Annotated in this window: 17 protein-coding genes; 11 read left to right on the forward strand and 6 right to left on the reverse strand. The window is 60.6% G+C overall.

The window, feature by feature from the left end:
* Window positions 1-36 precede the first annotated feature (36 nt).
* The 3 genes from bcsG to AWB72_RS06245 all read left to right on the forward strand — a co-directional run bounded on the left by bcsG (window position 37) and on the right by AWB72_RS06245 (window position 2,067).
* On the forward strand, window positions 37-1,605 hold the full coding sequence (gene bcsG / locus AWB72_RS06235) for a cellulose biosynthesis protein BcsG (RefSeq protein WP_040048998.1): 1,569 nt from the start codon (window positions 37-39) through the stop codon (window positions 1,603-1,605).
* A complete protein-coding gene (bcsR, locus tag AWB72_RS06240) occupies window positions 1,602-1,838 on the forward strand; it encodes a BcsR/BcsP family cellulose biosynthesis protein (RefSeq protein ID WP_040048999.1) in 237 nt (78 codons plus the stop codon). Before bcsG ends, bcsR begins: the two co-directional genes overlap by 4 nt.
* An 85-nt stretch (window positions 1,839-1,923) precedes the next feature.
* Window positions 1,924-2,067 carry a hypothetical protein gene (locus AWB72_RS06245; protein WP_208863117.1) on the forward strand — a complete coding sequence of 48 codons (144 nt, stop codon included), beginning with the start codon at window positions 1,924-1,926 and terminating at the stop codon, window positions 2,065-2,067.
* A gap of 35 nt (window positions 2,068-2,102) precedes the next feature.
* Here AWB72_RS06245 and AWB72_RS06250 read toward each other — a convergent pair whose 3' ends face one another.
* From AWB72_RS06250 to AWB72_RS06260, 3 genes are all read right to left on the reverse strand, one after another.
* Complete coding sequence (locus tag AWB72_RS06250) at window positions 2,103-2,816, reverse strand: glycosyltransferase family 2 protein (protein WP_087127955.1); 714 nt, start codon at window positions 2,814-2,816, stop codon at window positions 2,103-2,105.
* Window positions 2,813-3,415: an SAM-dependent methyltransferase gene (locus AWB72_RS06255; protein ID WP_040049001.1), complete on the reverse strand. Its 603-nt coding sequence runs from the start codon at window positions 3,413-3,415 to the stop codon at window positions 2,813-2,815. The genes AWB72_RS06250 and AWB72_RS06255 overlap by 4 nt, the downstream gene beginning before the upstream one ends.
* Window positions 3,416-3,497: 82 nt before the next feature.
* Window positions 3,498-4,595 (reverse strand): acyl-CoA dehydrogenase family protein, encoded by a 1,098-nt coding sequence (locus AWB72_RS06260; RefSeq protein ID WP_244285570.1) that lies wholly within the window; start codon window positions 4,593-4,595, stop codon window positions 3,498-3,500.
* A gap of 164 nt (window positions 4,596-4,759) precedes the next feature.
* Between AWB72_RS06260 and AWB72_RS06265 the strand changes: the two genes are divergently transcribed.
* Window positions 4,760-6,331: an FAD-dependent oxidoreductase gene (locus AWB72_RS06265; RefSeq protein WP_040049034.1), complete on the forward strand. Its 1,572-nt coding sequence runs from the start codon at window positions 4,760-4,762 to the stop codon at window positions 6,329-6,331.
* Between the two features lie 58 nt (window positions 6,332-6,389).
* Here AWB72_RS06265 and AWB72_RS06270 read toward each other — a convergent pair whose 3' ends face one another.
* Complete coding sequence (locus AWB72_RS06270) at window positions 6,390-8,780, reverse strand: beta strand repeat-containing protein (protein ID WP_342065419.1); 2,391 nt, start codon at window positions 8,778-8,780, stop codon at window positions 6,390-6,392.
* 606 nt (window positions 8,781-9,386) lie between these two features.
* Between AWB72_RS06270 and AWB72_RS06275 the strand changes: the two genes are divergently transcribed.
* Both AWB72_RS06275 and AWB72_RS06280 read left to right on the forward strand, forming a co-directional pair.
* On the forward strand, window positions 9,387-10,643 hold the full coding sequence (locus AWB72_RS06275; protein ID WP_084592734.1) for a PAS domain-containing protein: 1,257 nt from the start codon (window positions 9,387-9,389) through the stop codon (window positions 10,641-10,643).
* Between the two features lie 83 nt (window positions 10,644-10,726).
* Entirely contained in the window at window positions 10,727-11,080 is a 354-nt protein-coding gene (locus AWB72_RS06280) for a response regulator (protein ID WP_040049002.1), read from the forward strand.
* A 3-nt stretch (window positions 11,081-11,083) separates the two neighbouring features.
* On the opposite strand, the gene AWB72_RS06285 is transcribed toward AWB72_RS06280, so the two are convergent.
* On the reverse strand, window positions 11,084-12,472 hold the full coding sequence (locus AWB72_RS06285; protein WP_087128024.1) for a 3-deoxy-D-arabino-heptulosonate 7-phosphate synthase: 1,389 nt from the start codon (window positions 12,470-12,472) through the stop codon (window positions 11,084-11,086).
* Window positions 12,473-13,142: 670 nt separating this feature from the next.
* On the opposite strand from AWB72_RS06285, the gene AWB72_RS06295 reads away from it, so the two are divergent.
* On the forward strand, window positions 13,143-14,258 hold the full coding sequence (locus AWB72_RS06295) for an acyltransferase family protein (RefSeq protein WP_084592735.1): 1,116 nt from the start codon (window positions 13,143-13,145) through the stop codon (window positions 14,256-14,258).
* A 1,388-nt stretch (window positions 14,259-15,646) separates the two neighbouring features.
* Here the strand turns inward: AWB72_RS06295 and AWB72_RS06305 are convergent.
* A complete protein-coding gene (locus AWB72_RS06305; protein ID WP_208863119.1) occupies window positions 15,647-16,525 on the reverse strand; it encodes a polysaccharide deacetylase family protein in 879 nt (292 codons plus the stop codon).
* A 310-nt stretch (window positions 16,526-16,835) separates the two neighbouring features.
* Here AWB72_RS06305 and AWB72_RS06310 point away from each other — a divergent pair, with 310 nt between their 5' ends.
* The 4 genes from AWB72_RS06310 to AWB72_RS06325 are packed head-to-tail and all read left to right on the forward strand — an operon-like array spanning window position 16,836 to window position 22,543.
* A complete protein-coding gene (locus AWB72_RS06310) occupies window positions 16,836-19,058 on the forward strand; it encodes a GNVR domain-containing protein (RefSeq protein WP_040049006.1) in 2,223 nt (740 codons plus the stop codon).
* A gap of 49 nt (window positions 19,059-19,107) precedes the next feature.
* A complete protein-coding gene (locus tag AWB72_RS06315; protein WP_040049007.1) occupies window positions 19,108-20,325 on the forward strand; it encodes a glycosyltransferase family 4 protein in 1,218 nt (405 codons plus the stop codon).
* A gap of 3 nt (window positions 20,326-20,328) precedes the next feature.
* A complete protein-coding gene (locus AWB72_RS06320; RefSeq protein WP_143754585.1) occupies window positions 20,329-21,522 on the forward strand; it encodes an O-antigen ligase family protein in 1,194 nt (397 codons plus the stop codon).
* Window positions 21,515-22,543: a glycosyltransferase family 4 protein gene (locus AWB72_RS06325; RefSeq protein WP_143754586.1), complete on the forward strand. Its 1,029-nt coding sequence runs from the start codon at window positions 21,515-21,517 to the stop codon at window positions 22,541-22,543. The genes AWB72_RS06320 and AWB72_RS06325 overlap by 8 nt, the downstream gene beginning before the upstream one ends.
* Window positions 22,544-22,599: the final 56 nt, after the last annotated feature.

The raw sequence follows: 22,599 nt of genomic DNA on the forward strand, positions 1-22,599 counted from the left end.
GTTCTACGGGCGACGATCGCAAAAAAACGAATCACGATGACCTTCTGGAACCTGTATTTCATCATCAAGCTGGCGCTGTTTTCGACCGGGCATCTGCAACCGCTCTGGTTCGCGAACATCGCATTCGCGCTGGCGCTCGCGATGAGCGCGCCGCTGCGCTCGCGTCTCTGGCGCGCGGTGCGGCTCGCCGCGGGGCTTGCAGTCGGGTTGCCGCTCATGTATCGCGAGGCGAACGTGCCGCCGTTTGCGCGCATCGTCGAGGAATTCGGCAATCTCGGCACCTTCAGCTTCGGCTACTGGCTCGAACTGCTGCCGCGCTTTCTCCCGCCGATGCTGATCGGCATCGCGTTGTGCGGGCTGGCCGTGTATCTGATCGTCAACCGATGGCTGCGCGTCGCGACCTTCGTGATGCTCGCGCTCTTCGTCCTGCCGATGTGGCAGGGCGCGAACGCCGTGCTCGCGCGCATCCAGGCCGCGCCGCGAGTCAGCGCGAGTGCGAACGCGAACGCGGGCGCTCAGGGTCAGGCTTCCGGTCCGCTGGATTACAACGCGACGCTCGCCGCGTTCCGGACGAAGGAATCGCAGCGGCAGGTGAGCTTCGGGCATCTGTCGGCGGATGCGAGCGAGCAGTTCGACGTGATCGTGCTGCATGTGTGCTCGCTGTCTTGGGACGACCTCGATGTATCGAAGGCGCGCAATCATCCGTTCCTCGCGCACTTCGACTATCTGTTCACGAACTTCAGCACCGCCGCGAGCTACAGCGGCCCGGCGGCGATCCGCGTGCTGCGCGCGTCGTGCGGACAGGAAGCGCACGCCGATCTCTACAAGGACGCGCCCGCGCAATGTCATCTGATGGCCGATCTCGCGGAGGCGGGCTACACGCCGCAAGTGACCTTCAATCACGACGGCCACTTCGACAACTTCACGCAGCTGGTGAAGGACAACGTCGGCGTGCCGAACGTGCCGTTCGTCTCGAACGCCGCCGCGCCCGTCGCGATGCACGCCTTCGACGGCTCCGCGATCATGGACGACTACGGCACGCTCGCGAACTGGTACGCACAGCGCGCGCAGACGCCGGGGCCGGTTGCGCTCTACTACAACACCATCAGCCTGCACGACGGCAACCGCCTGACCGACAACAAGCTCTCGAGCCTCGATTCGTATCCGATGCGCGTCAACAAGCTCATGAGCGACTTCGACAAGTTCGCGGATCTCATCGCGCAATCGGGACGGCGCGCGGTGATCGTGTTCGTGCCCGAGCACGGCGCGGCGCTGCGCGGCGACAGCAACCAGATCGCGGGCCTGCGCGAAATCCCGACGCCGAGCGTGATCCACGGTCCGGTGGGCGTGCGGCTCGTCGGCTTTAGCGGCAGTCATGGGCCGACCACGGTCATCGATCAGCCGGCGGGACATCTCGCGGTGGCGCAACTGCTGTCGAATCTCGTGTCGAACAGTCCGTTCAAGCCGGGCGTCACGCTGTCCCAATATGCGGCCGATTTGCCGCAGACGCCGATGGTCGGCGAAAACGAAGGCACCGTGACGATGAAGACGGCCACGGGCTATGTCGTGAAAACGCCGGACGGCGTATGGGTGGATCAGAAATGAGCGATACGCCAACCCGAAAGGAAGCGCGCGCCGTGCACGACGTGGCCGCGCTCGCGCAAAAACTGCCCGGTCTCGATGCCGCGCGTTACTTCGACTTTCAGGCCGACGAAGAATATCGCGCCGCCCTCACGCGCTGGCCGGTCCTCGCGCGCCTGATGAAGCTCGCGCCGTGTGCGCCGCTTTCCGTGCATGAGGGCGTCGGGGAAGTGCACGAGCCTGCGCGCTCGCTCTGAGCCGCGACACGTCCGCCTTCGCACTCCGCGAAGATGCGCAGCGCGCAGTCCATCGGCACCGGCTTTCTGTTCGCCGTTCGTCACCGTGCTCGACGCCGAACGCCAGCTTGCGGAAACGCGCACGCAGCTCGCGCAGTCGACGGTGAACGTGACGACGAATTTCATCGCCGTGTACAAGGCGCTCGGCGACGGATGGGAGGACGACGAGCAGGCGGCCGCGCAACGGTAGTCACGCCACACCGCCTTGCAAAAGGAAGCGACCGGCTACGCTTCCTCGCGTTGCGCATCGGGGAGCGCCGCCGCGTCCGCGAGCGCTTCACGCGCTTCGCGTTCGGCGATCGCGGCGAGCGTATCGCCGAAACCGCCCCGTGCTTTCGATGCAGTGCGCGCGCTCGTCACCACGCACGGCGCCGCGCTCCACGCAATGCGCGCGCCGCTCTCGGCCAGTTGCACGGTGAGCGCGACATCCTCGCTGCATGCAAGCGGCATGAACCCGCCCGCGCGACGATACGCACTCGCCGACACGCCGAGGTTCGCGCCATGCACATGCCGATGCGCGTCCGCGTGCGTGTACTTGCGATAGAACGCCTCGCGCGTGGCGGATGCGTGCATGCTCCAGTCATCGACGGTCACGCAGCCGCACACCGCGTCCGCCTCCAGCCCGAGCTGCTCGACGATCCAGTCGGGCGCGACGCGGCTGTCCGCATCCGTGAACGCGAGCCAGCGCGCGCCGCGTTCGAGCATGAAGTCCGCGCCGGCAGCGCGCGCCCGGCCCACGTTGCGCGCATCGAGCGTCAAACGATGCACGCCGAAGCACTGTGCGACGGATAGCGAATCGTCGGTGCAACTGTCGAGCACGACGACGATTTCGACCGCTTCCCCGAGCAGCGCCGGATGCGTCGCGGCGAGCCGCGCGGCTTCGAGGCAATCGGCAAGGAAGGCTTCTTCGTTATGCGCCGGAATCACGATGCCGATCATGCGATCCCCTCGCGCCGTGCGATCGAGCGGCCATCTTTCGACCACACATCGAGGAGAAAATCGGCTTCCGCATGCTGAACGGTGCGCGTGCCGTCGAACGCTGCGTCGAATGCGGCGTGGATGTCTTCCGCGCGCTGCAATTTGCCTTCGAACGGATGACGCCAGTGGCACGCGACGAATTCGCCGTCGTCCGCAAGCGAGTGCCATGCGCGTTGCGCGAGCCTGGCCGTGGCTTCCGGCGACAGATAGTACGCAAGCTCGCTGACGACGATGAGATCGAAGCGCGCATCGTCCGGCCATTCGTCGGGCACGGCGCGCTGTTCAAGCGTGACGTTGGGCGCATCACCAAGGCGCTCGCGCGCGCCGCGCACGGCGGCTTCGCTCACGTCGCATGCGCGCAGCCGGCTGCATCGGCGGGCGATCATCGCGGAAAGTTCGCCGTTCGAGCATGCCGGCTCGAAGGCGGATTCGTAGCGCTCGCGCGAAAGGCTGGCGAGCACGAGATCGCGCTTGCGACGCTCGTACCAGCTCGTGCGATAGCGCCAGGGGTCTTCGTCGTGGCGATAAAGATCGTCGAAATACCGTCGCGGTGTGGACATGGGCATCCTTGCTGTTGCCTCGTTATTGGCTTTTCGTTGCCGCTGTCGCGCGGCTCTTATCAGTCGATGACGCCGCCGCCGGTCATCGCGCGCCTCCCGCGTGGTCGTCCAATATCGCTTGCGCGAGCGCGGCTTCGTCGCGCTCCGCGTGGCTTTGCCGAAGGAAGACGGGGAGATCCGCGAGTGCGCGCGCGAACCACGCGTCGGTGCAGAAGGGCGCCGGGCCCATTGCGCGGGACACGTGCTGCATGACGTCGCTCGCCACGCGATCCACGGTGAGCCGCGCGCGCAACGCCCATTGCTGCGCGTTGGCGTCGGGATGCGCGTCGATCCATGCAGCCGTTTCGCGCAGCAACGCGGCGGCGGAGGCGAGCGCCGCATCCACTGCGCCGAGATGGGCGCGCGCATGCGGTTCCGTGCGGCGCGCGCTGCTGTCCAGAAGCGTCGTCGCGATGGCCGCCGCGCTGCCGAGCCAGCACGCGGCAATGCCCGCGCCGCCTTGCCAGAAGCCGGGACGGCTCACGTACGCGCCGGCATCGCCGATCTGCACCGCGTGCGCGCCGTCGAAACGCACGCTCGCCGTGCCCGTCGCGCGCATGCCGACGGCCTGCCAGCCGCTTTCATCGATTGCGATGCACGCCTGCGACAACTCGACGGCGGCCAGCACGGGAACGTCGTCGCGCCATGCGGTGACGAGCGCATGCGTGATATGACGCGCGCCCGAGCACCATGCTTTCGTGCCTTCGAGGACCAGCCTTTGTCCATCGCCCGCACGCGCCGTGAGCCGCGCGTTCGGCGGCTCGGCGGCCCACACGGCCCACGTGCCGCGCTGCCCGAGTTCGGCGCGATGCAGTTCGGCGAGGATGGCGAGCGCATCGGCATGGCTCTCGTAGAGCTTCGCAAGCGAGAGATCGCAAGCGGCGACCGCACCCAGCGCGCGCCAACGCGTTGCAGTATTTCCCCGGCCGGGCAGCGGCAGGTCGGCCGTGAGCAGTCCTTCCGTGCCGATCAACTGGCGAAGAACGCCCGTGCGGCTCGCGCAGGTTTCGTCGGTGAAATGGATGGCCGCGAGGTGATCGTCGAGGACAGCGATGCGATGGTCCTCGCGTGCGTTACGTGGCTCGCGTTCCTCCACGCGCCACCAGTCGGGGATCGCGCGTTTTCGCAGCCCTTGAGTCATATCGTTCACGCATTTCTCCGTGGATGGCGCGACGGCGCGCTCGTACAGGACATCGTTCATTAGTCATGGGGCAAGGAGCGTGCCCGTGTTTTGCCCGACCAAACGCCGCGCTTGGCATGTGCGTTGCATGCGTGCAAGCATCGAAGCGCGCGCCGATCACGACCATGACCAACGATCCCTCCATGCAGAAAGTCGCGGTTCTCTCCGACCTCGACGCGCGCGCGATGAAGCGCGTGGAAATCGGCGATACGCCCATTCTTCTGATTCGTTCGGGCGATCGCGTGCTCGCCTACGAGGCGAATTGCCCGCACGCGGGCGCACCGCTGGAAGAGGGCGCGCTATGCAGCGGCCGGCTGATTTGTCCGTGGCACAAAGGCACGTTCGATATCGAAAGCGGCGCGCTCGTCGAACCGCCGCCGTTGATGCCGCTCAAGCGCTATCCGGTGCGAGTCGACGGCGACGACATTCTTGCGAGCGCCGTGCCGATGGAAGAACGCGCCGAATCGAAGCCCGGCGACGAGCGAACCTTCGCTGTCATCGGCTTGGGCGCGGCGGGCGCTGCCGCGTGTTCGGCGTTGCGTCAGGGCGGCTTTGCGGGGCGCATCGTGGTGATCGATCGCGAGCCGCGCACGCCGTACGATCGCACCGCGCTGAGCAAGTTCGTGCCGTCGGGCGAGATGTCGCCGGACGACGTGCCCGCGCTGCTGCCCGACGATTTCTTCGCGAGCGAGTCCATCGACGTGATTCAGGCCGAGGTCCAGACGCTCGATGCGCAGGCGAAGCGCATCGACATCGGCAGCGCGCCGTCGATTCATTACGATGCCGCGCTCGTCGCGACGGGCGGCGTGCCGAAGCGGCCATCGTTGCAGGGCGGCGATGCGAAAGACGTCGCGGAGCACATCCGTCTGCTGCGCGGGCGTGACGATGCACGGCGTCTCGTCGAAAGCGCCGTCGAGCGAAGTCACGCGCTCGTGCTGGGCGCGAGCTTCATCGGACTGGAAGTGGCGGCTGCGTTGCGCAATCGCGATGTCGCGGTGACGGTGGTTTCGCCCGGCAACGTGCCGTTCGAAAAGCAGTTCGGGCCGGACATCGCGCGGCTCGTGCAAGGGCTGCATGAATCGCATGGCGTCACGTTCCGCATGGGGCGGCATGCGGTTGCGGTCGCGCGCAACGAGGCAGGCGGCGAGCGGCGCCTGCGCGTGACGCTCGATGACGGCGCGATCGTGGAATGCGATTTCATCGTCGCGGGGCTGGGCATTCGGCTGGCGACGGACTTTATCGTGGGCGTCGATCGCAACGACGACGGCAGCCTGAACGTCGATGCATCGATGCGCGTCGCCGATGGTCTCTTCGCGGCGGGCGACATTGCGCGCTTCGATTTGCCGATCGAGCCGGGCGGGCGCATACGCGTCGAGCACTGGCGGCTTGCGCAGCAGCACGCGCGCATCGCGGCTCACGCGATGCTCGGGTCATCGCCGAAAGAGCCGTTCGTGCCGTTCTTCTGGACGTATCACTTCGGCAAGAACTTCGAGTATCTCGGGCACGCGCGGTCGTGGGACGAGACGGTGATGACGGGATCGCCGGAGAAGTTCGAGTTCGTCGCGCTGTTCGGAGAGAAGGGCAAGCTCGTCGCGGCCGTGGGATGCGAGCGAAGCACGCAGATGAGCGCGCTTGCCGAAGCGATGCGGCGGACGTTGTCGGTGGAGGAGGCGAAGGAGATTGTCGAGGCGGAGTGAGGGGCGGCAAGGCGGATAAAAGACCCGCCATTTCTGGCGGGCCTCTCATCTAACGTCCTCAGGACCCCGACGCCCACCGCAACGCCGGCGTCAACGAGCCATCCGGCATCGACCACGCGCCCCGCGTGCTGAAGTCCCACGTCGGACCGTAGCTCGCGCGATCGCCCATTTGCGCATCGGTGAGTCCGGTCGATGGCGCGACCGCCGTGCCCGCGCCGACGGCCGCCAGCGCGCCGGACGACTGCTTGTTCCAGAACACGTTCGCGTCGATGCTGCCGCGGTTCGATCCCGCAATGCCGCCCGCCTTTCCCGCGCCGACCGTGAGGGTCGAGCTCGAATAGGACTGGCCGATGCCGCCCGTGTTGCTGCCGACGAGCCCGCCCATCGCCGCGCCGCCGCTCAGCCACGCCTGCGCATACGACTGCACGATCGCGCCGTTGTTCACGCCGACGAGCCCGCCGACCGCGCCCTGCGCGCCGCCCGTCGCGGAGCCGAGCGCGTACGACGTGGTGATGCGGCCATCGTTGCGGCCGACGAGTCCGCCAGTCTCGTTCGCGCCGCTGATGTTCGCGCCCGCCCACGATTGCTCGATGCGCCCGTGGTTTTCCCCGACCAGGCCGCCCGCCACCGACGTCGCGTTGCCCGTCGAGCGGACGACGCCCGTTGCGCCGACGTTCACGAGATAGCCCGAGTTGACACCGACGAGCAGCCCGAGCGCCGCACTCGACGACGTCGCCGTGGTGTCCGCCAGCACGAAATTGCGCAGCACGCCGCCCGCGCCGACCACGCCGAAGAGACCGGACGCGTTGCCCGTCAGGTCGAGGCCGACGGGCACGTGGCCCATGCCGTCGAACTGGCCGGTGAACGGCTTCGCCGCCGTGCCGATGTCGCCCACGTCGGCCGCGCCGTCGAGCGCGAAGCTCGAACCGAGCGCATAGGTGCCCGCGAGATCGCTCTTCACGGCGCGCAGGTCCGCGACCGAGTTGACGAGCCGGTACGCCGTGTACTGCGTGACGAGCCCGCTGTACGGCGCGGCGCTCCACGACGGATTGACACGCACGGTCCCCGGCGTGTTCGATCCGTTCATGTCGAAAAGCACCGCCACCGCGCCCGTGCTGCGCGACCAGTCGATCGTGCCGCGATTGGTCACGCTGCCGCCGTTGTCGAACGCGTGCGCGTCCGCATACAGCTTGAGCGATCCCGATCCCGCGTTCGCGATGGTCACTTGCGGCGCGATGGTGACCGAGTGCGCGGCATTGAGCGTCAGCGCCGACGCGCCGTTCCAGCGCACATTCGATTGCACCGCGATGTCGCCCTTGCCGTTCGCGCCGGATGTGCCGTCGGTGCCGTCCGCGTTCACGGTGATGGACGTGCCGCGATTCAGATTCGAGGCCAGCGTATTGGCGGTCGCGGCGTCGGCGGTGAATTCGCCCGTGGTGATATTGAGCTTGTCCGCGCTGATGGTCGCGCCGCTGATCCTCACGTCCTTGCCGTTCAAGTCGACGCTCGCCGGACTGCCGTCGCCATTGTGCGCGCTGATGTTCGCGCCGCGCGCATCGACGGTGCCGCTCTCCGCGACGAGCCAGACGTGACCGTCGCGCGTCGCGGTGCCGGTTGCGCGCAACGCCGCCGTGTGGCCCGCCAGCGCGAAGATATTGCCGTCCGCCGCCTGCAGGCTGATGACCGCCGCCTGAACCTCGCCCGCGTTCGCCGCCGTGCCGTGGCTTCCCACGGCGACGCCGATCTGCTGGTCGTAGCCGGTATCCACGAGAGAAACCGAACGGCCCGCAACGAGGCCGGCGGAACCCTGCGGCGCGTCGATGCGTCCCGCGTTCACCACCTTGTTCGCGCCGATGAGGAAGACGTTGCCGCCCGTCGAACTGATCTTGCCCAGGTTGATCACGTCCGCATTCGAGTTGCCCGTGAATGTGGTCTGGTAGCTGGCGGCGAAGTCGTCGTTGTTGATATCGAGCGTCGAGGCGACGAAGTGGCCGCCCGTCGAGACCACGCCTTGCGGTCCGATCACCACGCCATGCGGATTGATCAGGTAGACCGTACCGGTGCCGCGCAGCGTTCCGAAGATGGAGGAGACATCGTTACCGGTGACGCGGTTGAGCGTCGCGCCGGTACCGTTGTTAATCGACACGGTGCGGCCCGAGCCAATAGAAAAGCTGTTCCAGTCGATGATGCCGCGCGAGCCCGACTGCGTGATGTTCATGTTCGCACCGCTCTGCGCGATGGTCCCGCTGCCGGCCACGAAGTGGCCGCCTTGCGGCAACGGCGGCGCGGCCATTGCCGCGAGTGCGAACGAACCCGAGGCAATGGCGACGAGCACGGATAGGGCGCGCATCTTGAAGCCGGGCGCGTACGTGTTGGGAAAAGTGCTTGCGGTGCCGGCATGGTGACCGGTCTGGAAGGCGCTCGCGAGAAGATTCACTGAATGACGCATATGCCCCCCTTTGGGCTGTGACATTCCCCGTATTTTTATGTTTGGAGCGCTCTAGTGGCAGGGCAGTGTAGCAGCGCTCAAGAAGGGGGCGATGTATTCCTGAGCGAGGCAACATGCGTTTGTTGCGCGAGTGTTATTTGTGTGCTTGATTCGTTAGCAGAGCACGCTAAGCGCGGGATGAGCGCCTTGCCAGGGTTTTCCGCAGCTTCCCGGAACGCAAAGCTGATGCACTAAAACGCTGTGTCCAGCATTCGTCCTGTGTCGTGAGTCATGGCCCGCGCGGGCAGGCCATGACGGCACCGCACGACCGCTTGTGGCCGTCGCGAGCCGGAAGAACGACACCGCCTGCGTCAGATGACGCGCCTTGTTCATCGAGCGATTGTGAGCTGCGTCATCTCGACCGCCGTGCGCACCTGTTCCGCGAGGTTCGCGCGGGTTCGTCTTTGATACGAAGGCTTTGAAGCGCTAATTCGCATCGCTGAGCGCTTCGATTGAAGGACGTGGCACCGTGTTTGCTCATGCGGTGAAACGTTCAGAACCGCGAGTCATCGCTCATCTTCGTCTGCTTTTGATGCAGCCAAAGATTGCAAGGAACATCAGGTCCCCATGTCAGGAAGAGAAGAAAAAACACTCGATATACGAGGCGGCGGACAAAGCGTGGGCATTCCCGCTGCCGGCGAACTCGACAACCATTCGTTCACTCCGACAGGCGCATCGGACCGACGGCACTGGCAGGCGGGCTATATATCGCGCCCCGGCCTCGACGATCGCAGCAGTGTGTTCTTCGCGGCCGTGGAAATGACGCGCATGCCGATGGTCGTCACCGATCCCAGGCTGCCGGACAACCCGATCGTATTCGTCAACGGAGCGTTTCTGGACCTCACGCAATACGCGGAGGAGCAGGTCATCGGCCGCAACTGCCGGATTCTGCAAGGCCCGGAGACCGATCCGGAGACGATCGCGGAAGTGCGCGCGGGCATAAGCGAAAAGCGCGCGGTGGCCGTCGAGATTCTCAACTACAAAGCCGACGGCACGCCCTTCTGGAATGCGCTCTTTCTCGGACCGATATTCGACAAGGACAATAACCTCGTCAATTTCTTCGCGTCGCAAATGGATATCACGCGGCGGCGCGTATCGGAACAGGCATTCAGGCAGGCCCAGAAGATGGAGTCGATTGGCCAATTGACCGCCGGCCTTGCGCACGACTTCAACAACCTGCTTCAGGTCGTCACGGGGAACCTCGAACTTGCCAAAAGAAAAACAGCCGCATACGGCGATGCGCTGCTCGATACGCTCATCGACAACGCAAAGCGCGCGGCCGAACGCGGCGGCCGGCTGACGCAACAGCTTCTGACCTTCGCGCGCAAGCAGCAGCTCACGCCGAGAAACGTCAGCCTGAACCAGCTCGTGCTCGAATTCAGCGACATGCTCGCGAGCACACTGGGCAAGCACATCGACCTTCGTCTCGATCTGAAGCCGGGTTTGCCGTCATGCATGCTGGATGCGGAGCATCTGGAGATGGCGCTGCTGAACATACTGATCAACGCACGCGATGCGATGCCCCACGGCGGCAGGGCGACTGTTGCGACGTCGATACTGAACCTCGCGACAGGCGCGCCGGAAAGGCATCTCTCGCCCGGTCGGTATGTGACTCTCTGCGTTCACGATGAAGGCGTGGGCATGGATGCCGACACCATGCGGCGCGCGGCCGAACCCTTCTTCACGACGAAGGGGCCGGGCACGGGCCTGGGCCTTGCGATGGTCCACGGATTCGTGCAGCAGTCGAATGGCCGGCTGGAGATAGAGAGCGTTGTTGGCAAGGGCAGTATCATCAAGATGATCTTTCCTTTGTCTGCTGGCTGACCGTTCGACAAGCCCGCATGTGATCAACCCACTCGTCCGGAACGTCATGCGATACGTCCCGGGCCGCTTCGAAACGAATACCGATGAAGCACATTCTTGTTGTCGATGACGAAAGCTCCATTACACAGGTCATGAAACTGTTCCTGGAGTGGGAGGGCTTTCGGGTCAGCGTGGCGCATGACGGCATGGAAGCGCTCGAGATCGACGAAGAAGACCCGGCAGATGCCGTCGTGACCGACCTGACCATGCCGCGCATGAGCGGCAGGGAATTGATCGAGCAACTCGCCGCGCGCCGGCGCGATATTCCCACCATCGTCATTACCGGATGGGCCGGGGCCGAGGACCTGACGAACGTGCATACCACGGTGATGCGCAAGCCCGTCGCGCTCGACAAACTTCGCGAAAGCCTCGCGGACATGCTGAACGTCGAGTCCTGAATTTCAGCTTCGCATCGCGGCGAGCAGGTCGTCGGTATGCACCATCAGGTCGCGCGCCTGGCGCAGTATCGCGTATTGATCCAGTATCACGCGCCATCGCGGCGATTCGAGCAACGCATGCCATACGGGTTCTAGCGTGCATGCGTCGGCGTGTGGGTTGTCGGTCAACATGCTTGCGTAAGCGACGCTCTCGGGCGCGCTTAAGAGCTGCATCCTGCTCGCCGCGTTGAGAAGACGCGGGGAAGAATCGGCGGGCGCGTCGCAGCAATAGAGCACCGTGTTCGCAAGACGATCGCCTTCTGTCGGCAGCGCGGTCAGCGATGCACCGCGCACATGAACCGCGCCCTGTTGCGTTTCGAACGCATAGTTCGCGTTTGCATCCGCGTGCGCGAGCAGGCGCAAGCCGCGCAAGAGCCTCGGCAAGTCGGTCGATGCCGCATCGACGGAAGCCTTCGCTTCGACCAGCAAGCGGATGTCCCACGTGGCCGTGTCACCGGATGTTCCGGCATGCCGCAACAGCACGACGTCCCATTCGGTCTTGGCGTGCTCGTGGCTCGAAGGAATGGATGCGGGCACGCGCATCGACGTGACGACGCGATAGGACGTGTGAGCCTCTTCCTTGCCGAGACGCTCGGCGAACGCTTCGAGCGCACGCGTGGCGAGCGCTTCGACCTCGGCGCCGCGATGCTTCGAAGCGACACCTTGCGCGGCGGCTGCTGCGCTTCCCGAGCGAGGGCCGTGCCGGTCCCATAGCGATCGATATCGGCGTACAAGCTCATCGTCCTCCAATGCTTGCAGACGTTGAAGGCGCGCCAGCGCTCCGCTGTCGAGCAGCTGTTGCGTGCGGCGTTTCACGGACGTTTCGATATCGGCGTCAGCGAGATCGAGCAGGCGTCGCGCGATGTCTTCGGCTTGCGCCCACGACGATGCCGCCGCCGCCTCGTACAACCGCCCGAGCCATTCGCGCTGCTCGCCGGGCGGCATGCGCTGATGCCTCTCCGGATGTGCCATCGAGTTGACGGCGGCGTGAATCGAGCGCCGATCGCGTTCGGCCTGGGATGAAAGCGATGCGTATTCGCTGACCGTCGGTTCGCGGTATCGAAGCAACGTGGCCTGGAAGACGGCGTCGCCGGTTCGCGGGTGCATCGCGGAAGCGATCAGGCGTGCGAGCGAATCGATGAAGCGTTGTTGCAGCGCGGCGACCGCCGTGCTGTCGCGCGTCTTCTCGATGCGCGCTTGTTCGATGATGAGCGCAAGCGCCGTTTCGGGACTGAGTTCCTGAATCTGCGATGAGTCGATTTGAAATTCCGGCAGACGATAACGTCGCGCAATAGCGCTCAATGTTCTATCAAGAAGAGAAGAGGATGGCGGCATTGAATGAAGGGAGTGCATGCGTCCACGCAGCATAGCCGGCGCGCCGAAAATGACGCACTGCAGAAGCGCCGTATGCGTTGAGTCGGGCATATAGTACCTTTATGCACGGCGTTGCTGTCGCACGGGAGGTCATCATGTTGCGAACGACTTCGACGTTACTTGCACTCGTTCTTTGCGGCGCTGCGACTCACGGGTTGGCCGATGCCATACGCATCGAATCCGGAACATACGGTGCGAATTGCGGTGCATACCACGGCAATGCGACGCACGACCTGGCGCAGCGATGCGACTCGGTGGACACATGCCGCTATCCTGTCGCCTTGCCGGCGGACCTTCACAAACCGCGCGCGTGCCGGGCCGATTTCGTCGCGGAATGGTCTTGCGGGCGCGGCGAGTTCCATCGCGCCGAAGTCAGCGCCGCTGTCGACAACGAAGGCGTTCTGGTGCTGACATGCGTGCCGTCGACCGGCGCGGGGAAGTAATGCACCGTACCTTCCGAAGATACGCACTCCTTTCCTATGACGAAGCGCACATAACGGCCGATTTCGGTTCGCACGTTCGACCCTTTTTTATTTGATAGTGGTAAACAAGCACCGAGTGCCGGCTCAATGTGCGGAACACCACATAAGCGAATTGCGCAGGTGTCCTACCGTATAGCCCACGCAAACGTTATCGAAAGGGGAACGCGATGCCGCCATATCCTCAGCGATCGAATGGAACCAAACTGGGCGGGTTGCAGGCGCTTCGTGCATTCGCAGTAGTCCTCGTCGTTTATTTCCACATCGCCACGGCGGTCTTTACCTATCACGGCGGCGGCGCAACGTCGTTGTTCTTCTCGACTTATCCGGTCGGGCAGGCGGGCGTGGATATCTTCTTCGTCATCAGCGGCTTCATCATGTTCTATACGCGCAAGGACAGCGCCAATGGTTTCAAAGGGGCGACGACCTTCTTGAAGCACCGCTTCCAGCGCGTGATGCCGCTTTACTGGTTCTGGACCACGATCTTCATTGCACTCTGGTACTTCGGATTCGTCCACAAGTCTGTGGCGTTTCCCGATTCGACGACCATCATCGGATCGCTGCTGTTATGGCCGATGAAAAACGTGATCGAACCGTATCAGCCGATCCTCTCGCAAGGTTGGACGCTCTCGTTCGAGGCCTATTTCTACGTGTTTTTTGCCGTGGCCATTCTGGCGCGCGTACCGAATCGCCTGATGGCGCCGTTTCTCTGCGTGGTGTATGCGGCGCTTTATCTGTTGGCGCGTGCCTTCTCGCATGAGCCATCGGTGCTGCATCTGACCGGCTCGCCGCTGATCTGCGAATTCGTCTTCGGCATGATTGCAGCGCAAATTGCGAAGGCATTGTCGCGGTCGATCATCCAGTCGCGAATAGCTTATGCGGCTATCGGTGTTGCCGTCATCGCATTCGTGGCGATGGTGACTTCCGCCTACTACGAAGTGAGGCTCGACAAGTACCGCGTGCTGATCTATGGCGTGCCGGCTTTCGCGATCATTCTCGGCGTGGTGGTCTACGACATGGTGCGTCCCGTTGCATCGAAGGTGCTCTTGTTCGTCGGCAACGCGTCGTATTCGATCTACCTGACGCACGGTTTCCTCTCGATGCTCGCAGGCAGTGCGCTCAAGCGCGGCTTCGGGCATAGCGTCAATGCGGACGTGTTATGCATCGCCGGCACGATCGCTACGGTGGCGGCATCGTCGCTGACGTACGTCGCAATCGAGAAGCCGATGCTTCGGCTCGTTCACTATCAGCGTCGTTCACGCGCCCTTGGTTCGGTGCCGGCCTGACCCCTCGCGCCGATACGCCGCGACTCAATGCGAAAGCAGCACAGGCAGCGTGGATCCTTCCAGCAAGGTCTGCGTCGTGTTGATGCGATTCTCACGGGCTCGTCTCGCTGCCGGGACACCCGGCTGGCACGCTGCCGCCGAGAGTCGGTTCCGAGGCTCCCGTGGGTAATGCGAATGGTCAGAGAATTCGAACAAAGTATCGTCTATCAAATCGGAAGTGCCGGACATCACTTTGCTGCGTAGTGCGGTCACCGTCTATAACGGTCGCGAGAGTCCAACGTACTCCCCACCAATTGAAGTAACGGACACCGCTTCGGAAACCGGCTTCAGCCACATCCAGATCCCCGCGAAACGACTCTTATGTTCCGGAGAAGGAGGAAGGATGTGAAATCGCACGACTGGACAACTGGACGCGCGATCGCCACGCCCTGCGAGTGGGCGCCATCGCTGCGGCGCATTGCGATGCACTTCGCGGGCGGCGGTTCTGGACGGGTCGGCAGACCTACCAAGACGTGTTCATCGATGAACCCAACAGCGCAAGGCCGACCGGCGCAATGAGACTCATATTCTTTCCACCGCCTAAAGAACGACGCCCTTCGCGTCGCATTAGGGATCGCTTCCGCCTCGATTCGTACGTCTGAACATTCAGTCTCGGTAGTGGATAGCAGGCGTGGAAGCCACGTTATTGCAGTAAGTTCCGTCATGCCAATTCGGACGCGGTGCACGAACGTTCTCGCGGACCTCATCTGCTGAATCATCTCTTAACCCGCCGATTGAGTCGCTCCTCTGCATAACAGATCAACTCCAGAGGAGATTCCATACCGCCTCCTCGGATCGAAGCAGGCGCCCCCGTGTGTGTGATCGGTTATCAATCAAAACTCCTCAACTGCCTGTGACCTTTTGCTTTGTGTCTATCGGGGCCTGGTCTGCCCATCTCCGTAATTTTATGTTTGTTCCGCAGACGGCAACGCAGCGACGAGCCGTAACTTCTGAGTGCAACGATCAATGTCGGTAATGCGAATTATCTTAGCAATGAAGAGCAAGTGTGAAGGATGATCGTTCGTTTGATTAGATTTAAAACAAGCATTGCTTGTCCTTTTTCATCCGATAACAACAATCCGGAATGCGAATTATCTAGGCCTCGGAACAAATCTAAGGAAGCGGTTATTCAGCGATAACCGGTAAGAAGAACCTAAAAATTTCCACCCCTCGAAGGCCTGCTATCGATATGTGGGGTGCCTAACAAAGCCTTGTGCTCGCTAGGTGCAGCATTGGGTCGTAAGGGGTGTCATCGCTAATCGGCTTAGTATCTAGCGGTGCCCCTGACGACAAGCCGTCCCGGTCCTCTCTTCTTTCGCAGATGAATCTGGACCTGCTTCGGTCGGGCATCAAAATTGTGGTGAACGGCCCGAAAGATTTCGCGCATGTCTGACGTACCGCAAAAAAACGGGTATTCCGGTGAGTTGCGCGGCGAAGCACACCGCAGTGGCATCGTCCTCAATGACCATGCACTTGAGCTGATAGGGATCGGTATGGCAGTCGTTCCATCCCAGATTGCAAGTCCGTGCTGTTTTATAGCCCGCTGCACGAAGGATCTGAATTTCTCGCCTCGTGTAGTTGCCGTTCGGATAAGCGAAGTGCTCACACGGGGTGCTTAGAAGTTCCTCCAATTCCTTCTTGCTGTCGACGATCTCCGCGCGGCATTCGTTGTCGTCGCATCGCGTCAAGATCGGATGAAATCGAGTATGAACCTGGAAGTCAACGTATGGTTTCATTGTTTCTATTTGATCTGCAGTCAAACCGCTGGGTTGATCAGCGTGATGCTGTGAGTATCCGTACCTAGCCAGTTCGGATAACCGCTCGCTGTTAGGGAGGCGCTTGAGTCGTTCAACCTCCTGCGGTGTCGCGCCGGGGTACAGCCACCAGTGCATTGTTGATGCCGCTACAAACCGACTACACAGAAAAATGGTAGGTCTAACGTGATGCTTGACAAAGACGGGCAGAAGCGCGGCGTTTCCTATGTTCCCATCGTCAATAGTAACGGCTGCACGAGGTCGCCCATTCCCCGGCTTCGTCACATTGCCAAGCGGGACTACGTCGCAAATGGTTTTAAGAAACGCCAGGTGTTGGTCGAGTACAGCTGGTTTTGGGTCGTGGTAGACCAGCACAGCCGTGCGATCTCGCCACAACAGCGCTCGGGTCACGCGGTCCACGCCGAGACGAACGATACACTGAGCCAATGCCGACTTAAGCGTCGCTTTGTTCATCTTAATCTAGACCTCCATGCAAGTAATTCGGTATCGATAGAGTGACCGAGAAGACAATGACGCACGGACATGCATAGGAGTACAAAATGTGCGCGGTGATTCCTGTGATGTAAAAATGCCTTATTAAATAGGAAGAGGATCATCAGTAACATCAGGCATCCTACGCGATGTGAGAATAAGGGTATACAGCGTTGAGCAGGACTCGGTGGATCGCTATTCTCTTAATTCGTATGGGGCATCGGAGTACGCCTTCGCTTCCCTCGACTTTGACCTGTTATGCGATGGGAAGTAGATCGATACTGGAGTAGCAATGGGACACGATGTTGCAGTCGTACAAGCAGTCTCCGAACGGTCGGCGCCCCGTCATGTGATGTCGCACTTGGACGCAATTTACGATAATCGGAAGGTCGTGCTGGCAGTCGCGTTGACTTTCATCCTTATAGGGACGGGATATGCATTCTTGTCCAAGCCCGTGTATCGGGCTGATATCCTGGTTCAGCTGGAAAAACGGGACCAAAGTGGTTCAAAGAGCCTATTCAACGAAGTGTCCTCGATGTACGACTCCAAACCCGACTCGTCTGGTGAGGTCGAGGTCATTGGTTCACGGCTTGTCGTCGGCCAAGCGGTAGATAAGTTGAACCTTGCAGTAGAGGTTTCGCCGAAGTACTTCCCGGTCTTAGGCGAAGTGATTTCTCGTTTGAAGCGTCAGATCTACAGTATTTGGCCTGGTGTTTCCGCACCGACAAGGAACGAACTTGTGGTGACGGAACTAGATGTGCCGCCATCTCTCTACGGACGTCCTTTGGAAATCAAGGTGTCTACGTTGAGAACGTTCGAGCTGCTTGTGGGTGACCTGCGTATCGCCGGGATCGTCGGGAAGAAGCTCCTCGCTGCAACACCGTTCGGTCCCATCGAAGTACGCGTTGACGAGATCGACGCCGAGCCTGGAGCGAAGTTTGTCGTGAAGCGCTTATCGCGGGTCTCGGTAGTCGATGCAGTCCGCGACAAATTAACGATCAGAGACAAGGGCAAAGATGCCGATGTGATCAGGGCATCCTACGACGGGACCGACCCAGCGGGTATCGCAGCCATCCTGAACGCAATCGCGGACGCATACGTTCGTCAAGACATTCAGCGCAAGTCCGAGGAAGTCGCCCGCTCGCTGGATTTCCTTCAACTCCAGCTGCCGCAACTGAAGAAGCAGGTAGAGGAGTCAGAAGAAGCACTCAACACCTATCGAGCCAGACACCGTACCGTGAGCCTTGGGGAAGAGGCGAATACGTTGTTGCGGCGCTCGGTAGAGGCGCAACGTCGGCGCGTTGAGTTGGAGCAAAAACGCAAGGAACTGCTTGTACTCTACACGAAGGACCACCCCGCCGTTCGCTCGATCGAGTCACAACTGCAAGTGGCACAGGACGAACTGAGCGATATCTCGCAGCAGACAGGGATGTTGCCACCTCTAGAGCAGGACGTGCTCGCATTGCAAAGAGACGTCCAGGTCAACAGTTCCGTCTATACGGCGCTGAGAGGTACATATGAGCAGTTGCGCGTGATCAAGGCAGGCAAGGCGGCGAATGCCCGAGTGGTTGACACCGCCGTTGTTCCAGAGAAGACCATCTGGCCAAAGCGGGCGTTCATTATCATTGCGGCATTACTCCTCGGGCTGTTTTGCGGTATTGCGGCGGCACTTTGCCGGCGACATCTATTAGATGCAGTCAATGACCCGTCCGAGATTGAAGACGCTACCGGTTTAAAGGTACACGCAAGCGTGCCTTATAGCCGCCAGGAGTCAAAGCTAAGACGTCTCGTGCGAAAGAACCCTTCGGCAGCGCCGGTTCTCGCCGGCCTTTGGAGCGTTGATCCGGCGGTAGAAGGCCTGCGAGGTTTCCGAACAGCGTTGTTGTACACGATGGGAAATGCGCCAAATCGCATCGTCGCGATTACTGGAGCCACTGCGGGCGTCGGAAAGTCGTTCCTCGCTCTCAATGTTGCAGCAATTCTCGGTGAGTCGGGTATGCGAGTCTTGCTAGTCGATGCGGACCTTCACCGCGGGGTGCTACATGAGCGCCTTAAAGCCGTCCAGTGTCCGGGGCTGTCCGATCTGCTGCGCGGTACTTGCGATGTGAGAGAAGTGATTCGGCGTAACGTGCTGAAAGGTGTCGACCTGTTGCCGACGGGAACCCTGACGCCCACCTTTACCGACCTTCTCGCCACCCGAAATGCTGCAGATACGCTGAATCAACTGTCGGTCGACTACGACGTCGTTCTCTGCGATGGTGCACCCCTCATTCCTACCGATGCGGCGGCGCACCTGGCGGCCCTGGCTGGTTCTACCTTCCTCGTTGCCCGGCAGGGCGTTACAAGCCTTGGCGAATTACGGGAAGTCGTGCGCAAGCTTGAACGGATAGGCGTAACGGTGCAAGGCGTTGTGATGAACGGCGTGCAGCTCAGACCGGGCCACGGAAGTTACGGGTACGGCCGATACCGGTACGCGGCCGACAGTTATCAGTTGGATCCACAAAAAAAGCGTTAGTCAATATATCTCTCTCGATCAATGGCGATGCTGCCGGTTGGAGGAATGGATGAAGATTGCATTCGTCAGCGGGCTTTATCCGCCAGCGGTTATCGGTGGCGCCGAAATTGTGCTGCAGACGCTGGTAGAAGGGATAAAAGATCGAGGTCATGAGGTGGTAGTCCTGACCACGAAGGAAGGCGGCCAACTCGAACTCGATTCGGTCAACGGCGTACGAGTCATTCGCGTTCCGATCAGTAACGTTTATTGGCATGGCCGGCGAGAACGCCCGGGCGTGCTGAAGCGGGCTATGTGGCATGCTTTCGACTCGTGCAACAGAAGAATGATGTCCGTCGCGTTTGCGCTTCTCAAGGAGGAACGGCCGGACGCGCTGAACGTACACGCCATCGAGGGATGGTCAGCAGGGATCCTGAAGGTAGGAAAGTCGCTAAAAATACCAACGATACAAGTACTGCACAGCAGCAACTTTCTTTGTCCCAACTCCAATATGTTCCGCAACGGCAATCCATGCAAGACTCGTTGTGCAAGCTGCACGATGCTTCGGCTGGGGCATAGATCAATGTCGGATTGTGCTGATGCCGTTGTAGGTGTAAGCCGATTCATTCTTGAAAAACATCTCTCGAGGGGATACTTCTCGAAAGCGAAACAGCGCGTTGCAATCCACAACGCGCGCGATATTGCTCCGACGGGCGACGAAAAAAAACCACGGGCCGATGCAGGGATGCGACGCCGAGTGAGATTTGGCTTCATAGGCACTGTGAGTCCAGCCAAGGGAACTGAATTACTAATTCAGGAGTTTTTATCGCTGGATGAGCCGTCCGCCGAACTGTGGATAGCAGGCATCGGCAAGCCAGAATACGAGGCCTACTTGATGTCACGCTACGCTAGCCCGCGCCTCAGGTTTCTCGGCTTCAAGAAGCAAGCGGACTTCTATCCGTATCTCGATGTGCTCGTTGTTCCAAGCCTGTGCGATGAGGCCCTCGGGATGGTCGTCGCAGAAGCGTTCGCCTTTGGCGTGCCCGTCATCGGATCGAGGCGGGGCGGAATCCCCGAGATGATAAACGATCGAGTGAACGGCTTCTTGTTCGATCCTAGCAAGAAGGGAGAGTTGACTCACCTGATGGCCTCGTTCGTGCAGGGCAAGGTGGACTCGACGACGATGGCCGCGTCGGCCAAGATGTCGGCCGCGGAGTATTTGGATGTGTCGGCCTGGGTTGAAAGGTACCTTAGTTTGAACCAAGAAGTGATCCGGATGCGGAGGGCATGACCGATGAAGCCGAACCGGCTGGAAACCCCTGTTGGTCAATGGCCGAGTGTTGGGAGATCCATGGCGCCAAACGCCCCGTTGTTTGGCCTGCTTCTCGTACTCAACATCGCGATACCTAAAGCCGGCTTCAAAGTTGGAGATGTACCTATCACCTTTGGCTATATGTACGCACTGCTGTTAGGCGTGGTCTGCTTGCCATCGGGATTAGCGCGGTTTTTCAACGAGAGGCAACAAACCGCTGGAGTCGTGGCGTACTGCAGCTTCATTTTTGTTTTCATGCTACTGGCGGCATCTTTTTGTGGCATCGGAAACATGGGTTTTTTTCTGTCAATAATTCTGGGATTTTGCGTTCTTCCTGTCGCTTTAATAATTAGCATGCCGAATGATCCGTCGACGATACGAGCGTTGGAGACGTACTTGGTCTGGAGCGTCCGCTTCGCGGTGACTTACGGCATATTGCTATTTTTCTACAAGCTGAGCACCGGCGAATTCATTGAAATCCCTTATGTGACCGTGAACGCGGACGACGTCGGAAAATTAGGAACCAAGTATATCCAGCGTTCCGACAATCTTTCGAAACTCATATCGACCTATAACAACGGGAATATCTTCGGCGTCTGCATCTTGATGCTGCTTCCTCTTTACGACCTTGTCGAACGTCGTTCCTTGATGAGGATATTGGCTCGAGTCGCTTTGTTACTTACGCTGTCACGTACCGTGTGGGCTGTACTGCTGTTTCACGAGGCGGTCTTTGTCAAGAGGCCTGTGTGGCAGCGAATGCTTATGCTAGCGATAGGAATATTGGGCATCGTTGCGTCGCTGCAGGTGATGGGTACCGACGCTGGATTCCTGACGGATCTCACACTGGGGGGACGAACGCAAGTAGTCGACGAATTGCGAGTGTCGATATTCCCGAGGGAAAGCTTCGACTACGTATCCGAAATCTTGTGGGTTTCCGTCGCGTACTTCGGCGGGCTGATAGGCCTATTCCTTTTCGGCGGTCTCTTCACGATGATTCTCGTGGGCATCAGACGCCTATCTCCTGGATTCGATCTGCAGCGATGCGCGCTCATAGGTGTAGTTAATTTTATTCTCTGCTCTTTCGTCGATGCTGCGGCCAACTACATTCCGACTATGTTCATTTTCTGGCTTGTTGTTTGGATCGGCTTTCTAGATAGGAGAACAAATCGTGTATGACGTTATATTCGACGGTCGTTGGAGAGGTGCGCACGGAATCGGCCGGTTCGCGACGGAAGTCGAGAAAGCGTTATGCTTAAGAGATGCCGGTTTGCGGGGAAATCCCGCATCGCCATTAGACTGTGTCTATCTCAGCGCTAAGCTTTTATTGACAAAGAACGGAATCTTCTTTTCGCCCGGCTTTAACTATCCGTTGCTGTACCACGGGATGGGCATGTTGGTTGTGCATGACCTTATACATTTCGACGTTCCAGCTCCACACTCCTTTATTAAGAAGATTTACTGCTCTAGCGTTCTACGGTACGCCTGTCGGCGGGCTAGCTTGGTGCTGACGGTTTCTCAATTCTCAGCCGATCGCATAGTCGCCTTTGCTGGAGTCGATCCGGAAAAAGTGGTCGTTGTAGGTAACGGCGTCTCAAGCGTTTTTTCCGTGGACGGACCGATCTTCAGCCTGGGCGAGGACGAGCTCTACTTTCTGGCGATATCGAACGGCAAACATCACAAAAATACTGAAACTGTGATCAAGGGCTTTCTGGACGCAAAACTAGGAGACAAAGCTAAATTGATATTCGTCGGTGCACCGTCTCAACAGGTCGCCGCTCTCGTCAGCAAGCTACGTGCACACGAGTCGATATGGTTCATGGGAAAAGTGTCGGATGTGGAGCTTGCTTCACTGTACCGTGGAGCCGTTGCTTTGATCTTTCCGTCGCTTTACGAGGGGTTTGGCCTGCCGATCGTCGAAAGCATGGCCTGCGGTACGCCCGTCATCACGTCGAATTGCACGGCAATGCCAGAAGTCGCTGGTGGCGCCGCGCTCCTGGTGGATCCGCTTTCGGCCGAGCAGATTGCAGCCTCTGCAACCCAGCTTTTGGATGACCGAGACCTCCGTAATAGCTTGGCGCAGAAAGGCGTGGTACGTGCCGGAGATTTCAGATGGGCAGATGTCGGTACCAGGATTCACGCCGCGTTAGCCATGCTTCGCATCGGTGTCGAGGTTCCCGAGAGAGGGAAATTCTCATGAGCGCGACGTCTCCGGGAACGCACGCATCCGGTCACCGTGCCCGTTTCTTGTTGGCG

This window comes from Caballeronia concitans, assembly GCF_001544615.1.
Taxonomy (GTDB): domain Bacteria; phylum Pseudomonadota; class Gammaproteobacteria; order Burkholderiales; family Burkholderiaceae; genus Caballeronia; species Caballeronia concitans.